We start from the raw sequence: 13,719 nt of genomic DNA on the forward strand, positions 1-13,719 counted from the left end.
ACGGCGTGGACGCCAGCGACGCGGAACTGATCGCCCTGGTGATTGCGGGCGGTGACAAGCGGGCCTTCGGGGCGCTTGTCACCCGCCACCAAAACGCCGTGCGCGGCGTTTTGATGCGCCTTTGCCGCAACACCGCCATGGCCGACGATCTGGCGCAGGACGCCTTCATCAAGGCCTATGCGAAGATCGAAGATTATAGCGGCAAAGGCTCGTTCAAGGGCTGGCTGTGCCGCATCGCCTACACCGAATTTTTGATGAGCGCGCGAAAGCGCAAGGCCGCCGAGGCCGCGCTTGAGCGGCTGCAGGCGGAGCCGGGCGAGGACCATGTGCCGGCGGGTCCCGCCGGCGCCCGGATTGATCTTGATCGCGCGCTCGCGACGCTGGGCGAGGAGGAGCGAACCTGCGTGATCATGTGTTACGCGGGTGGCATGAGCCATTCCGAAGCCGCCGAAGCCACCGGGCTTCCCCTGGGCACGGTGAAGAGCCATGTTAATCGCGGACGGGCGAAGCTGCAGGCCTGGTTCGAGCTCAAGGAGGTCGCCGCATGAGCGGGCCTGATCCCATTAATGGCGAAGACGCGATGAGGCGGAACGATGGTTCCGACAGCGCCGGCACGGCGTTCGATGCGGCCTTCGACGCGCACCTTACGTCCATGTTCCAGGCGGCCGGTCCGCCGGAGCATGATCCTGTGTTCACCGCTCACGTCATCTCGGAGCTCGGCCGGACCAGCCGTGTGCGGTTTCTCGCCCTGGGCGGCGCCGGGGCGACCGGGTCGGCCATAGCGGGAACCCAGCTGGAGCGCCTGGTGGACGTTTCGATGCTGGACATGGACGGCGTGCTGGGCCAGGCGGCCGGCTTAGTCGGTCCGGAGGCGCTCGTGACACTCGCGTTCGCCGCTGTCGCTCTGGTGTTTGCGCGTGTCCTGCCGGGCGGGCGCCTGGCCTGACCCAATGGCGTCGTGTGGCTGGCGTTGTGCAGCTTCGGATTCGCGCTAATGTGCGCGCCAAATCAGCTGCACCGCCCGGGAGACGGCCAGATGTCCGCGCAGAAACAAACTCCGGTCAAACGTCTCACCCCGCCCGATATAAGGTCGCGCAAGAGCGCCGAGCCGCTGGTCTGCCTGACCGCCTATGACGCGCCCATGGCGCGGCTGCTCGATCCCCACTGCGATCTTCTGCTGGTCGGCGATTCGGTGGGCATGGTGGTGCACGGGCTTCCCAACACTATTCCGGTGACGCTGGAGATGATGATTATGCACGGCCAGGCGGTGATGCGCGGGTCGGACCGGGCGCTGGTGTGCGTGGACATGCCGTTCTCCACATATGAGCGGTCAAAGGAGCAGGCGTTCGACAACGCCGCACGTGTGCTGCGCGAGACCGGCTGCCAGGCGGTGAAGGTGGAAAGCGGCGTCTTCATCGCGGAAACGATTCGCTATCTGGCCGAGCGCGCCATCCCCGTGATCGGCCATGTGGGCTTGCGGCCCCAGGCGGCGCTCGCCGAGGGCGGGTTCAAGGCGAAGGGCCGAGACGCGGACTCCCGCCGGCGCGTCATCGAGGAAGCGATCGCCACCGACGAGGCGGGGGCTTTCGCCATTGTGGTGGAGGGCGTGGCCGAGGATCTCGCCGAAGAAATCACCGAGCGGGTCAAGGCGCCAACGATCGGAATCGGCGCCTCGGCCAAATGCGACGGGCAGATTCTCGTCACCCCGGACATGATGGGCCTGTTCGACTGGACGCCGCGCTTTGTAAAGCGCTACGCCGATGTGAAGAGCGCCATGGAAGAGGGCGTCAAACGCTATGCCGAGGAGGTTCGCACCCGCGCCTTCCCGTCAGACGCTGAAGTCTACAAGCCCCGGAAGGGCTGAAACAGCAGGGCTGTATTGCCCGGCTGACCACACGCGGCTAGGGTCCGCGCCGTTATTGTATGGAACGAGTGAGGCCTGACGCGTGGTCGACGTTTTCGACGAAGTCGAGGAAGAACTCCGCCGTGAGCGGTATCAGGCGGCCCTGCGCCGCTATGGCCCCTGGGTGGCGGGCGTCGCTGCAGCGATTGTGCTGGGCGCGGCCGGCTATCAGTTCTGGGACTGGAATTCGAGCCGGACCAGCGCCGAGGCGTCCGACCAGTACATGGCCGCCGCCGAAGCGCTCGCCTCGGGGGATCTGTCCACCGCTGACGCAGGATTCGCCGATCTTGCCGAGAGCGGGCCGCGCGGCTACGCAGCGCTGTCGCTTTTGCGCCGAGGTGAAATTGCGCTGCAGCAAAATAATTCCGAGGAGGCCGCGCGTTATTTCGGCGCCGCCGCCGAGCGTTCGCCGGAGCCGCTGACGCGTCAGCTGGCGACCTACAAGGCCACGCTCGCGCAGTTCGACGGGCTCTCCTATGACGATGTGCGTGTGCGCCTGAGCCCGCTGACCGAGGGCGATGCGCCGTTTGGCGCGCTGGCGCGCGAGCTCATCGCCGCCGCCGCTGTCCGCGCCGAGCGCTGGGAGGAAGCGCGCCGCGCCTATGAACTGCTTTCGGTGTCGCTGGATGCGCCGCCGGGCGTTTCGCGCCGTGCGGCCGAGGCGCTGACCTTTATTGCTCAGAACGCACCAGCAGCGGTGTCTGAAGACGCCGCGCAGGCGGCGTCTGAAGTTCCTGCCGAGGTGATGGGCGAGGCCCCGGCTGAAGCCCAAGCCGAAACCCCGGTCGAAGGGCCCGCCGTTGCGCCGGCCGAACCGGACGCTCCGCTTCAACAGGAGGACGGCCTTTGATGTCGATCCGCGCCCTTACCCTCGCCGCCTCCGTTGCGGCGAGTTTCGTCCTGGCCGGGTGCGGCGCCGGCGAGCGTCTCTCCAGCCTCAACCCCTTCGGCGGCGAGGAGGAGGACGATCCCAACGCTCCTGCGCGGTCGGAGCGGATCTCCATACTCGAGCTCGAAGAACGTCTGTCCTCCAATATAGAACAAGGCCCGGTCACGCTGCCGCGCGCCTATGTGAACAGCGCCTGGCCGCAGCCGGACGGCTATCCCACCCACGCCATGCAGCACACCGAAGCCTCGGGCGGCCTGAACCGGCTGTGGCGGGAGAGCGCGGGCGACGGCTCCAACAATAACCGGCGTCTCAATGCGCGCCCCGTGATCGCCGAGGGCGTGGTCTTCGCCATCGACGCCTCGGGCCGCGTCTCCGCCCGATCGCTGGAAACCGGCGAGCAGACCTGGCGCACCCGCCTGGCCGAGGAGCGCCGGGAGGCCGCCGAGGGCAGCTGGATTCCCTTCCGGGGGAACGGCGACCGCGTGCTCACCTTCGGCGGCGGCGTCGCCTATGACAATGGACGCATCTTCGCCCATGACGGCGGCATGACCCTTTACGCGCTCGACGCAGACACCGGCGAGGTGCTGTGGCGGTCCGAGGCGCTGACGCCGTTCCACTCCGCGCCCACCGCGGTGGAGGGCCGGGTCTTCGCCACCACCGACGATAACGAGCTGCTGGCCATCGACGCCCGGAACGGCGAAGTCCTGTGGACGCACCGCTCCATCGCAGAAACCGCGCGCCTGCTCACCGCTCCGAGCCCGGCTGTCTCCGGCGAGGTGGTGATCGCGCCTTTCACCTCGGGCGAGATCGTCGCCCTGCGCGTGCAGAACGGAACGGTGCTGTGGTCGGATTCGCTCACCCGGACCGGCGGGCTCACGCCTCTGTCTTCGATCAACGACATCGCCGCCAGCCCGGTGGCCGTCGGCGACCGCGTGTACGCCATGAGCCATTCGGGCATCATGGCCGCGTTCGACATTCGCAGCGGCGAGCGAGTCTGGACCCTGCCGGCGGGCGGACTTCATGCGCCGTATCTCGCGGGCGATTTTCTGTTCCTGGTGACCACCGAGGGCGAAGTCGCGGCTATCGACCGCACGAGCGGCACTGTGCGCTGGATCACCCAGCTCGACGCCTTTGAAAATGAACGCAGACGCCGTGACCGCATCAGCTGGGCCGGCCCCATCCTTGCGGGCGATCGGCTGGTGCTGGCCTCGTCGCAGGGCCAGATGGTGATCCTGGATCCGGCCACCGGCGACAGGCTGGAAGATCGCGATGTGGGAGACTCGGTCTTCATCGCTCCCGTGATCGCGCAGGAGACCATTGTGGTGTTCACCGACGAGGGACGCTTGATCGCGTACCGATAAAGGCGCATTTGAGCAGGCTGGCGTCATGCGCCGCGGCCCGTCAGGCCGCGGCGCTCGCATTTGTAATGGAGCATGTCTCGTGAAACGCTTGCCGTCCCTGGCTATTGTGGGGCGTCCCAATGTGGGTAAGTCGACCCTGTTCAACCGCATCGCCGGCAAGCCGCTGGCGATCGTGGACGACCGTCCGGGCGTCACCCGCGACCGGCGCCAGGCCCGCGGGCGGATCGGCGATCTGGAGCTGCGCCTGATTGACACCGCCGGCTATGAGGACGAGAAGACGGGCGTTGAAGCGCGCATGCGCGCCCAGACCGAGGCCGCGCTGGCCGAAGCCGATGTCTGCGTGTTCCTGATCGACGGGCGCGAGGGCGTCACCGCGCTGGACGAGCGCTTCGCTGAAGTGCTGCGCAAGTCGGACAAGCCGGTGATCCTGGCGGTGAACAAGTGTGAGGGCGCGCGCGGCGATGACGGCGCCCTCGAGGCGTGGAATCTTGGGCTTGACGAGCCGGTGCCGGTGTCCGCGGCCCACGGCGAGGGCATGGCCGATCTTTACGCCCGCCTGGTCGAGGTGCTGGAAGGCCAGACCTCCGCGGATCTCGAATATTCCGACGGCCTGGACGAAGACGCGGAAGACGCGCCCCTGCGTCTGGCGGTCGTCGGACGGCCCAATGTGGGCAAGTCCACGCTGGTGAACGCCATGATCGGCGAAGAGCGCCTGATCACCGGGCCGGAAGCCGGGCTCACCCGCGACGCCATTGCGGTGGAGTGGGAATGGAATGGCGAGCGCGTGCGCCTGCACGACACCGCCGGTCTTCGAAAACGCGGCAAGGTGGACGACCGGCTGGAGCGCATGAGCGCGGCGGATACGCTGCGCGCCATCAAGTTCGCCGAGATCGTGCTCTTGCTGGTGGACGCCGAGCGCCCGTTTGAAAAGCAGGACCTCACCATCGCCGACCGGATCGTGGAGGAGGGGCGCGGCCTCGTCGTGCTGATCTCCAAGTGGGATCTGGTTGAGGACAAGCAGGCCAAGCTCGCCGAGCTGCGCGAGGAATTCGAACGCCTTCTGCCCCAGGTGAAGGGCGCGCCGCTGATCCCGGTGTCAGGCCTTACCGAGCGCGGCCTCGACAAGATCATGCCGACGGTCAAGGCGCTGCACGCCAACTGGTCGGTGAAGGTGAAGACGCGCGATCTCAACGACTGGCTCAAGGAAATGACCCAGCGCCATCCGCCGCCTGCGGTTGACGGGCGCCGGGTGAAGCCGCGCTATCTGTCACAGACCAAGGCGCGCCCGCCCACCTTCGTCCTGATGGCGAGCCGGGCCTCGCAGTTGCCCGAAAGCTATAAACGCTATCTGGTGAATGGGCTGCGCGAAGCGTTCGATCTGCCCGGCGTGCCGATCCGTCTGATCGTCAAGGCGCAGCACAACCCATACGCAAAAAGCTAGTCAGGCTCGCGCTCGCGACGTTGGCGCTCTTCGACGGCGGCGCGGCGCTGGGCGTCGGCTGCGGCTTCGGCGGCGTCTCGCTGGGCTTCGCTCGCAATGCGGGCCTGCTCTTCAGCCCGCTGCACGTCGACGCGGTGTTGGACGGAGAGGGGCCCCAGACGCAGGATCAAGTCCTCCTGCGCGCCATCGACCCTCCTCGGCGGGGCCGGCGTCGCAGGCGAAGCAGGCGGTGCGGACGCTGCTCCGGCCTGCTCCAGGATGACGCGGATCGGTTCTCCCAGCTCGGCTCGGCGAATCTCGAAGCTCCAGCTCGCCTCGCCGGCGCCGCTTTCAAGGGCGGCTTCGATGTCGCCATGGGACTGGGCCAGAGCGGCCAGAGCCGCGCGCAGCCCCTCGCGGGCAGCCCCAAGCGCTTCGCGCTCCACCGCGGTGTTTGCAAGATTTCCCTCCGCCTCGGCCATAGCCGCTTCAATCGCGGCGCGCGCCTGAACGAAGGCGATTCGGCGTCCATCGAGCCCGGTGGCGTAGGCGGAGGACCCGGTATGCGGATCGCCATAGGCGGCCATGTCCGTTCTGACTGCGCAGTCAGAAACGCTCAGGCTCGCCGGCAGTCCCGCCACCTGGGCGCCGCAGACCTGGCGAAAGCTCTGGGCTTCAAGGCCCTGGGCGCTGGTGAAATCGGCGCCGGTGACATCGACGGAGACAAAGCGCGCGCCGGCCAGGTCGGCGCCGCGAAAATCGGCCCGGCTGAGGTCGGCGCGCTCGAAGATAGCGCCCGCCAGCTTTGCGCTGCGAAGATCGGCGCTTTCAAGGCTCGCGCCGAAGAAGTGAGACTGGGCGAACTCCGCGCCGCGCATGTCGGCGCCGGTGAAATCCACCTGGCGCAGCACGGCGTCACGTGCGCGGACGCCGCCAAGGTCGGCGCCGGCGAAGCTCACCTGCAACATCACCGCGCCGGTGAGGGTGGTGCGCTCCAGGCGCGCTCCGGCGAAATCCACCTGGTGAAGGCGGGCGCGTTCAAAGTCCACATCGGCCAGATCGGCGCCGGAGAAGTCGACGCTGGTCAGCCGCGCCTCGATCATGGAGGTGTGCGCGAAGTCGGCGCCGGCCAAAACCATGTCGGACATGCGCGCGCCGAGAAGTTCGGCGTGGGAGAAGTCGGAGTTGGAAAAATCGCCGCCAAGAAACTGGGCGTTCGCCAGATTGCTGTCGGCGAAATCGCAGCCCTGACAATCGCCGCCGATGACAAGGCGCTTGTGCGGGTCCTCGCCGGCGTGGGCCGGGGCCGAAATCGCAGCCGCCGCTGCGGCCGCCAGAAGGGCGTGTTTCAAGCTCATGGGCTGAAACCTAGTCAATCGATCAGGCGAGATCGACTTAATTCGCGGTAAGTCGCTGAACCGGGCCAGTCATCGCGCGCAGGACGGCGTGGAGAGGCCGGCGGGCAAGCGGGTCGAGGCGTCCCCGCAGGCGCGCGAGAGCTGCGCCGCCGTCAATCCGCGAGCCTCCTGCAACTCTGCGCCGGCGAGCGTCGCGCCGTCCAGTACGGCGCCGCTAAGGTCCGCGCCGCCAAAATGCGCACCCACCAGATTGGCCCGGGTGAGGTCGGCGCGGCGAAAACTCGCCCCGGAAAAGCGCGCGCCGAACAGATTGGCGACGGACAGATCAGCGCCGTCGAAGCGGGCGCGATTCATCGTTGCAAGGCTCAGGTCCGCCTGGCGAAGGCGCGAATTGGAGAGGTCCACACCGGGCAGGTCGCGATAGGCGAGGTCGGCCTGAAATAGATTGCAGCCGGGGCAGGAGCGCCCGGCCTGCACAGCCGCGATCTCGCCTGCGTTCTGCGCGCCCGCCGCGCCTGTCACAACGGCCGAAAGGACCGCGGCGGCCAGACTCGCCATCAGAAGCGTCAAGGCGGTGATGTGTTTCATCATGGCACAGCTCGATATGGGGAAGATGATCGTCGCTTCCCGCTTTGCAAGCCTCGCGCCTGACCCCTGATGCGCCTAGCCTTTGGCGCGCTTCGCGAGCCATTCTTCCAGCCAGCGGATATGGTAGTCGCCCGACAGGAAGGCCGGTTCCTCCAGCAGCGCCAGGTGGAGCGGGATCGTGGTCTCCACCCCGCCGACGACCATCTCGCCCAGCGCCCGGCGCAGGCGCATCAGCGCCTCGTCCCGGTCGCGGCCGTGCACGATCAGCTTGCCGATCATGGAATCGTAATAGGGCGGAATCACATAGCCGGTGTAGAGGCCTGAATCGAGGCGAACGCCGAGCCCGCCGGGGGCATGGAACTCTGTCACCTTGCCCGGCGAAGGCGAGAAGGTTTCGGGGTTTTCCGCGTTGATGCGGCACTCGATGGCCCAGCCTTCAAACTTCACGTCTTCCTGCTTGAGGTCCAGGGGCAGGCCGGCGGCGACGCGGATCTGCTCGCGCACCAGATCGATGCGCGTGATCGCCTCGGTCACCGGATGCTCCACCTGCAGGCGGGTGTTCATCTCGATGAAGTAGAACTCGCCGTTCTCGTAGAGGAACTCCACCGTGCCGGCGCCGCGATAGCCGATGGCTTTCACCGCGTCGGTGACGGTCTTGCCGATTTTTGCGCGCATGGCGGAATCCAGCGCCACCGAAGGCGCTTCCTCCAGCACCTTCTGGTGACGGCGCTGCAGCGAGCAGTCACGTTCGCCCAGATGGATGACGTTTCCATGTTCGTCGGCGAGGACCTGGATCTCGATATGGCGCGGCTGGCCAAGATATTTCTCGATATAGACGGCGCCGTCGCCGAAGGCGGCCTTGGCTTCCGAAGATGCGGTCTGCAGCGCGCTTTCAAGGCTGGCCTCGTCCTGGGCCACCTTCATGCCGCGTCCGCCGCCGCCCGAGGCGGCCTTGATGAGGACAGGGAAGCCGATGGACTTGGCCACCTTGCGCGCTTCGACCATGTCCTCGATCGCGCCTTCAGAACCGGGCACCACGGGGATGCCGGCCTCCATGGCCGCTTTCTTGGCGGTGATCTTGTCGCCCATGAGCCGGATCGTCTCCGGCCTCGGGCCGATGAAGGTCAGGCCGTGGGCCTCCACGATCTCGGCGAAGCGGGCGTTCTCAGAAAGAAAACCGTAGCCTGGATGGATCGCCTGGGCCCCGGTGACTTCGGCGGCGGCGATGATCTGGGGCACGTTCAGATAGGAGCGTCCCGCCGGGGGCGGCCCGATGCAGACGCTCTCATCTGCAAGGCGCACATGCATGGCGTTGGCGTCGGCTTCGGAGTGAACCGCAACCGTCTTGATGCCCATTTCCTTGCACGCGCGATGCACGCGAAGGGCGATCTCGCCGCGATTGGCGATCAGGATCTTGTCGAACATGTGGGGCCCCTAGCCGATGATGAACAGCGCTTCGCCGTATTCCACCGGCTGGGCGTCGTCCACGAGCAGCTCGGCGAGCTTGCCCGATTTCGGCGCGGTGATCGGATTGAAGGTCTTCATGGCCTCGATGAGCAGGATGGTCTCGCCCTCCTTCACCGAATCGCCGGGCTTCTTGAACTGCTCGGCCTCGGGCGAGGGGCGCACATAGACCGTTCCCACCATGGGCGACGTCACCGCGCCCGGATGGGATTTGGGATCTGCGGCGCCGGAGGAGGCCGGCGTTTCAGGCGGGCTCGACACGGCGCTGGCCGGCGCCGCCGCCGGCTGCTGCGCGGCGGGCGCGGCCTGAGGCGCCGGGGCGTAATGCACCGGCCCGGCGTGAACCTCGCGGGCCACGCGGATGCGCAACTCGCCCTTTTCCACTTCGATTTCGGTCAGCTCGGTATCATTGAGGATGTCGGCGAGCTCGCGCACGAGCTTGGAATCGATCTGCGGTCGGGACGTGTTGGACGCCATGGGCGAAACCCCCTCTTTTGTTTATCTTTCAGCCGTCTTGAGCGGCGAGATTATGTGCGGCTTCCAGCGCCAGCACATAGCCGAAGGCGCCGAAGCCGGAAATCGAGCCCTTGGCGGCCATGGCGACATAACTTGTCGCTCTGAACGCCTCCCGGGCGGCAGGCTGGGACAGATGCACTTCTACAGCCGGAACGTCCACCCCTTTGAGCGCGTCGTAAAGCGCAATCGATGTGTGGGTGTAGGCGGCCGGGTTTATCACGATGGCCGAGGCCTCACGCCCCGCCCGCTGAATCCAGTCCACAAGGACGCCCTCATGGTTGGTCTGGTCAAAAACGATGTCGGCGCCGAGATCCGCAGCGCGCCTGGCGCACAGCGTCTCGATATCGGCGAGACTCAAACGGCCGTAGATCTCCGGCTCGCGCGTGCCGAGCAGGTTGAGATTGGGTCCGTTGAGGATATGGATCGGCTTCAAACAGATACTCCGCAGCGGGGAAGCCTTGACGTGGGACCTCGGTTCTACGACGTGGACCTACGGGAAAACAAGCAAGGTGCGTGCCTGGAGCCTGAAATCCTGGAGACCACCATGAGTGCGAACGAGACCATGACAGAGATCGCCGTCACCGTGAACGGGGAGGTGCGCAGCGCGCCGGCCGGGCTGACCCTCACCGCTTTCCTGGCCCATCTGGGCCTTGATCCGCGCAAAGTGGCCGTGGAGCGCAATCTGGAGATCGCGCCGCGGTCAGCCTATGACGCGATCACAATCGCGCCGGAAGACCGGCTGGAGATCGTTCACTTCGTGGGCGGGGGCTAAGCCTTCAGTCCTTCTTGCGCCTTGTCGCGGCGTTCAGAATGACGATCATCGTGAAGCAGACGAGGCCGCCGATGATCAGCGGCAAGCTGTCGGAGACTGCTTCGCCCTGGACAGTCTGGTATCCGGCATAGCTCCAGTTCAGCAGACCGACGATTGCAAGGACGAGAGACGCCGCTTTTGTGGCTGGATGCATGGAAAATCCCCCTGTCTGCGCCGCCCGCCCGGCGCGCGCAGCGAAGTTATATTGAATATCCTACCGCCTCGGGGCGCTTGAGCAAGATGACGCGCGGCCTGCGCCGCGCTAGGAGAACCCCATGACCGATACATCCCCGCACACCGCCCCGCACACTGGCCCGCTCACTGTCGCCGGCCGCGAACTCAGCTCCCGCCTGATCATCGGCACGGGCAAGTACGAAAGCTATGAGCAGAACGCCCGGGCGCTTGAAGCCTCCGGCGCGGAGATGATCACGGTGGCTGTGCGCCGGGTGAATCTCTCCGATCCAGGCAAGCCGCGCCTTGTGGATTTCATCGATCCGGAAAAATACGTCTTCCTGCCCAACACCGCCGGCTGCTTCACCGGCGAGGACGCGGTGCGCACGCTACGCCTGGCGCGCGAAGCCGGCGGCTGGACGCTGGTGAAGCTGGAAGTCCTCTCCGACCCAAGGCATCTCTATCCCGACATGGCCGAGACGCTGCGCGCCACCGAGATGCTGATCAAGGAGGGGTTCGACGTGATGGTCTACTGCTCTGACGATCCGGTGTACGCCAAAAAGCTCGAGGAGGCGGGCGCCTGCGCGATCATGCCGCTCGGCGCGCCCATCGGCTCGGGGCTGGGCATCCAGAACCCGGTCAATATCCGCCTCATCATCGAAGAGGCCAGGGTTCCCGTGATCGTGGATGCGGGCGTTGGCACGGCCTCGGACGCCGCGATCGCAATGGAGCTGGGCTGTGACGGCGTGCTGATGAACACCGCCATCGCCGAAGCCAAAGACCCGGTGCTCATGGCGTCGGCCATGAAGCACGCCGTCATCGCGGGCCGGGAGGCCTATCTCGCCGGGCGAATGCCCAAGAAAAGATACGCCGACCCCTCAAGCCCCCTGGCGGGCCTGATCTAGGCGGGAGCGGCCCGCAGCCTGGCCGGCCTAGCCGGCGCGCTGCAGCGCAGTTTCCAGAACCTGTTCAAGGCCGTTCAGATCTGCGCCGTTGACGATCATGCCGTCCACGATGAAGAACGGCGTGCCCACCCGGCCGATGGTGCGGGCGAGATCGCGAGTATCTTCCAGATGAGCGGTGATCTCATCTGAGGTCATCTCAGCGCGCATGGCGTCCACGTTCACGCCGGAGGCGGCGGCCAACTCGTCGATGCGCTGGGAGGGCAGGGGGCCGGTGGCGGTCATCACCCGGTCATGGAAATCGCCGTAGGCGTCCGGCTGAAGCCGCCAGACGGCGAGCGCTGCGCGCGCAGCCTCGGTGGACGCCGCGCCGTTGATCGGGAATTCCTTGAACACGAAGCGCACCTGGTCGCCATGCTCTTCTAGCGTGGTCTGAACCCAGTCATTGGTCATGGCGCAGTAGGGGCAGCGATAATCGAAGAACTCCACGATTGTCACCGGCGCGTCCGCTGCGCCGATCACGGGATCGCGGCCATCATTATAAATTTGCTCGGCTTCGCTCGTCACCGCCTGCACCTGGCCCATGCGCTCGCGGTCGCGGGCGCGGCGCTGAAGCTCCATCAGGGCTTCCTCGATGACTTCGGGGTTTTCCAGAAGATAGCTGCGCACGATCTCCTCGATCGCCACACGGTCACGCGGCGTCTGATCGGATTGCTGGGCGGAGGCGTCGTCGGCGCCCGAGCATGCAGCGATGGCGAAAGAGGCGGCGAGGGCGGCGATGAGGCGGCGCATGGGGCGTCTCCAGGTTTCAGGTCTGATCTCACCCAGTCTTAAGCGCGGCGCGCGCCCGTGTCCAAGTACACGGCGGCGCCCGAGGGCCGATTTGGGCTCAAATCGGGGTCAAATCACCGTGAACCCGGGCGCTCCAAGCGGCTCAAAAGTTCGGGCGGCGTCCGCGTTCCACCCGGTTCCATTCGCGCACTTCGCGGCTGGTGGGCTGGGTCACGGCGATGATCTCGGCGGCGCGAATCCAGCCCTCGGTGCCACGCTCCAGGTCTTCGTGGGCGCGCTGGGCGAAGATGTGGGCCTGCATCTCGTCGCCGGTATGGTAGGCGCGCTCCGCGGTAGCGAGCTCGGCCATGGCCGTCTCTCCAAGCGCCTGATGAGCAAGGGATTTCTGGAACCAGCCAAACGTGTTGTCGGGTTCATTCACCAAAGCGAAGTTGAGATGGCCCACCGCCTCGCGCACACCGGCTTCGTCGCCATGGGCGATCAGGGAGCCGGCCAGTCCGATGCGCAGCAGCGCCGCCTGCGGCATCAGGTCCACCGCGCGCCGATAGGGCGCCACAGACTGATCAATACGCCCGCTCTCATAAAGCATCTGACCTTTCAGTTCGTGGAGGAAGGCGTTCTCCGGCTCCAGTTCCAGAAGCCCGTCCACTTCTTCCTCGGCCCTATCAGTCAGGCCCTGCTTGTAATAGGCCACCGCCCGGGCGTAGCGCGCGGGAAAGGACGTGTCGGAGTCTGGAAAGCGATTGAACGTCTGGGCGGGAGGCACCATGAATCCGATGATTTTCGCCTGGATGCGGCGCAGCGTGTCTATTTCTTCCTGGGTGTCCGGCGTGTCCACGAAGGGCGACGCCTCCACATTGCGGCGCAGCGCCGAGACGCGGTCGGACGAAAGCGGGTGGGAGCGGAAATACTCCCAGCGGCGCTGCATGCTCATGCGCTCCTGATAGGCGAGACGCTCGAACGTGGTCACCAGTCCGCGGCCCGACTGGCCGGTGGCGGTGAGCAGGCGCACCGCAGCCTGGTCGGCGGAGGCCTCCTGACCGCGCGAGTAGCGCAGCATGTCCATCTGAGCAAATTGCGGCGCGGACGCGATGATCGCCGCGCCAGCGCTGCCGGCGCCGGCCATGGCCGCGATCAGGCCGATACCGATGGAGGCGGCCATGGTCGCCATGCCGCCGCGCGCCGCCTCGCCGGTGCGCGCCAGGTGCGCGCCTTCGATATGGCCGATCTCGTGGGCGATCACGCCCTTGATCTCGCCCGGGTTTTCAGCACGAACGATGAGGCCGGTGTGCAGGAAGATGTTCTGGCCCTGGGTGACGAAGGCGTTGAACTCCATGTCGCCGATCAGATACACGTCGACCGAACGCGTATCGAGATCAGCCGCCTCCAGCAGAGGATCGGTGTATTCGCGCATCACCGCCTCGATCTCGGTATCGCGAATGAGGCCTTGTGCGAACACAGGCGCAGTGGCCAGGGCGGCCGCGCCAAGGGCTCCGGTCAGCTGGCCGGCGAGTGTGCGAAACAGTCCGGGCATGTCGCCCTCC

At 66.5% G+C, this 13,719-nt stretch carries 16 protein-coding genes; 8 read left to right on the top strand and 8 right to left on the bottom strand.

All coding sequences use genetic code 11. From position 1 onward, the window contains the following. Nucleotides 1–5: 5 nt before the first annotated feature. From ACWCOP_RS06030 to der, 6 genes are all read left to right on the top strand, one after another. Nucleotides 6–548 (top strand): RNA polymerase sigma factor, encoded by a 543-nt coding sequence (locus tag ACWCOP_RS06030; RefSeq protein WP_478250324.1) that lies wholly within the window; start codon nt 6–8, stop codon nt 546–548. After that, nucleotides 545–946: a hypothetical protein gene (locus ACWCOP_RS06035; RefSeq protein ID WP_478250325.1), complete on the top strand. Its 402-nt coding sequence runs from the start codon at nt 545–547 to the stop codon at nt 944–946. Before ACWCOP_RS06030 ends, ACWCOP_RS06035 begins: the two co-directional genes overlap by 4 nt. Nucleotides 947–1,036: 90 nt before the next feature. Then, a complete protein-coding gene (panB, locus tag ACWCOP_RS06040) occupies nt 1,037–1,864 on the top strand; it encodes a 3-methyl-2-oxobutanoate hydroxymethyltransferase (RefSeq protein ID WP_478250326.1) in 828 nt (275 codons plus the stop codon). Nucleotides 1,865–1,946: 82 nt separating this feature from the next. Next, nucleotides 1,947–2,753, top strand: a complete 807-nt coding sequence (locus ACWCOP_RS06045; RefSeq protein ID WP_478250327.1) for a tetratricopeptide repeat protein — start codon at nt 1,947–1,949, stop codon at nt 2,751–2,753. After that, the gene (locus ACWCOP_RS06050) at nt 2,753–4,153 is read left to right on the top strand and encodes an outer membrane protein assembly factor BamB family protein (RefSeq protein ID WP_478250328.1); all 1,401 of its coding nucleotides are present in this window, start codon (nt 2,753–2,755) and stop codon (nt 4,151–4,153) included. Before ACWCOP_RS06045 ends, ACWCOP_RS06050 begins: the two co-directional genes overlap by 1 nt. A gap of 79 nt (nt 4,154–4,232) precedes the next feature. Further along, nucleotides 4,233–5,594, top strand: a complete 1,362-nt coding sequence (gene der / locus ACWCOP_RS06055) for a ribosome biogenesis GTPase Der (protein ID WP_478250329.1) — start codon at nt 4,233–4,235, stop codon at nt 5,592–5,594. On the opposite strand, the gene ACWCOP_RS06060 is transcribed toward der, so the two are convergent. From ACWCOP_RS06060 to aroQ, 5 genes are all read right to left on the bottom strand, one after another. Next, nucleotides 5,591–6,931, bottom strand: coding sequence for a pentapeptide repeat-containing protein (locus ACWCOP_RS06060; protein WP_478250330.1), 1,341 nt, complete (start codon nt 6,929–6,931; stop codon nt 5,591–5,593). The two genes, der and ACWCOP_RS06060, sit on opposite strands and share 4 nt — an antisense overlap. 69 nt (nt 6,932–7,000) lie before the next feature. After that, nucleotides 7,001–7,522: a pentapeptide repeat-containing protein gene (locus ACWCOP_RS06065; RefSeq protein WP_478250331.1), complete on the bottom strand. Its 522-nt coding sequence runs from the start codon at nt 7,520–7,522 to the stop codon at nt 7,001–7,003. 72 nt (nt 7,523–7,594) lie between these two features. After that, a complete protein-coding gene (gene accC / locus ACWCOP_RS06070) occupies nt 7,595–8,944 on the bottom strand; it encodes an acetyl-CoA carboxylase biotin carboxylase subunit (RefSeq protein WP_478250332.1) in 1,350 nt (449 codons plus the stop codon). Nucleotides 8,945–8,953: 9 nt separating this feature from the next. Then, complete coding sequence (accB, locus tag ACWCOP_RS06075; RefSeq protein WP_478250333.1) at nt 8,954–9,460, bottom strand: acetyl-CoA carboxylase biotin carboxyl carrier protein; 507 nt, start codon at nt 9,458–9,460, stop codon at nt 8,954–8,956. Between the two features lie 28 nt (nt 9,461–9,488). After that, nucleotides 9,489–9,932, bottom strand: coding sequence for a type II 3-dehydroquinate dehydratase (gene aroQ / locus ACWCOP_RS06080; protein WP_478250334.1), 444 nt, complete (start codon nt 9,930–9,932; stop codon nt 9,489–9,491). A gap of 111 nt (nt 9,933–10,043) precedes the next feature. Here aroQ and thiS point away from each other — a divergent pair, with 111 nt between their 5' ends. Then, entirely contained in the window at nt 10,044–10,271 is a 228-nt protein-coding gene (gene thiS, locus ACWCOP_RS06085; RefSeq protein WP_478250335.1) for a sulfur carrier protein ThiS, read from the top strand. Nucleotides 10,272–10,275: 4 nt separating this feature from the next. On the opposite strand, the gene ACWCOP_RS06090 is transcribed toward thiS, so the two are convergent. Next, nucleotides 10,276–10,464, bottom strand: coding sequence for a hypothetical protein (locus ACWCOP_RS06090; protein WP_478250336.1), 189 nt, complete (start codon nt 10,462–10,464; stop codon nt 10,276–10,278). Nucleotides 10,465–10,585: 121 nt separating this feature from the next. Between ACWCOP_RS06090 and ACWCOP_RS06095 the strand changes: the two genes are divergently transcribed. Next, nucleotides 10,586–11,386 (top strand): thiazole synthase, encoded by an 801-nt coding sequence (locus tag ACWCOP_RS06095; RefSeq protein WP_478250337.1) that lies wholly within the window; start codon nt 10,586–10,588, stop codon nt 11,384–11,386. 27 nt (nt 11,387–11,413) lie between these two features. Here ACWCOP_RS06095 and ACWCOP_RS06100 read toward each other — a convergent pair whose 3' ends face one another. Further along, nucleotides 11,414–12,175 (bottom strand): DsbA family protein, encoded by a 762-nt coding sequence (locus tag ACWCOP_RS06100; RefSeq protein WP_478250338.1) that lies wholly within the window; start codon nt 12,173–12,175, stop codon nt 11,414–11,416. A gap of 142 nt (nt 12,176–12,317) precedes the next feature. Further along, on the bottom strand, nt 12,318–13,709 hold the full coding sequence (locus tag ACWCOP_RS06105; RefSeq protein WP_478250339.1) for a M48 family metalloprotease: 1,392 nt from the start codon (nt 13,707–13,709) through the stop codon (nt 12,318–12,320). Between the last annotated feature and the right edge of the window lie 10 nt (nt 13,710–13,719).

The sequence above is a fragment of the Apolloniradiicaulis salifontis genome, assembly GCF_053756655.1.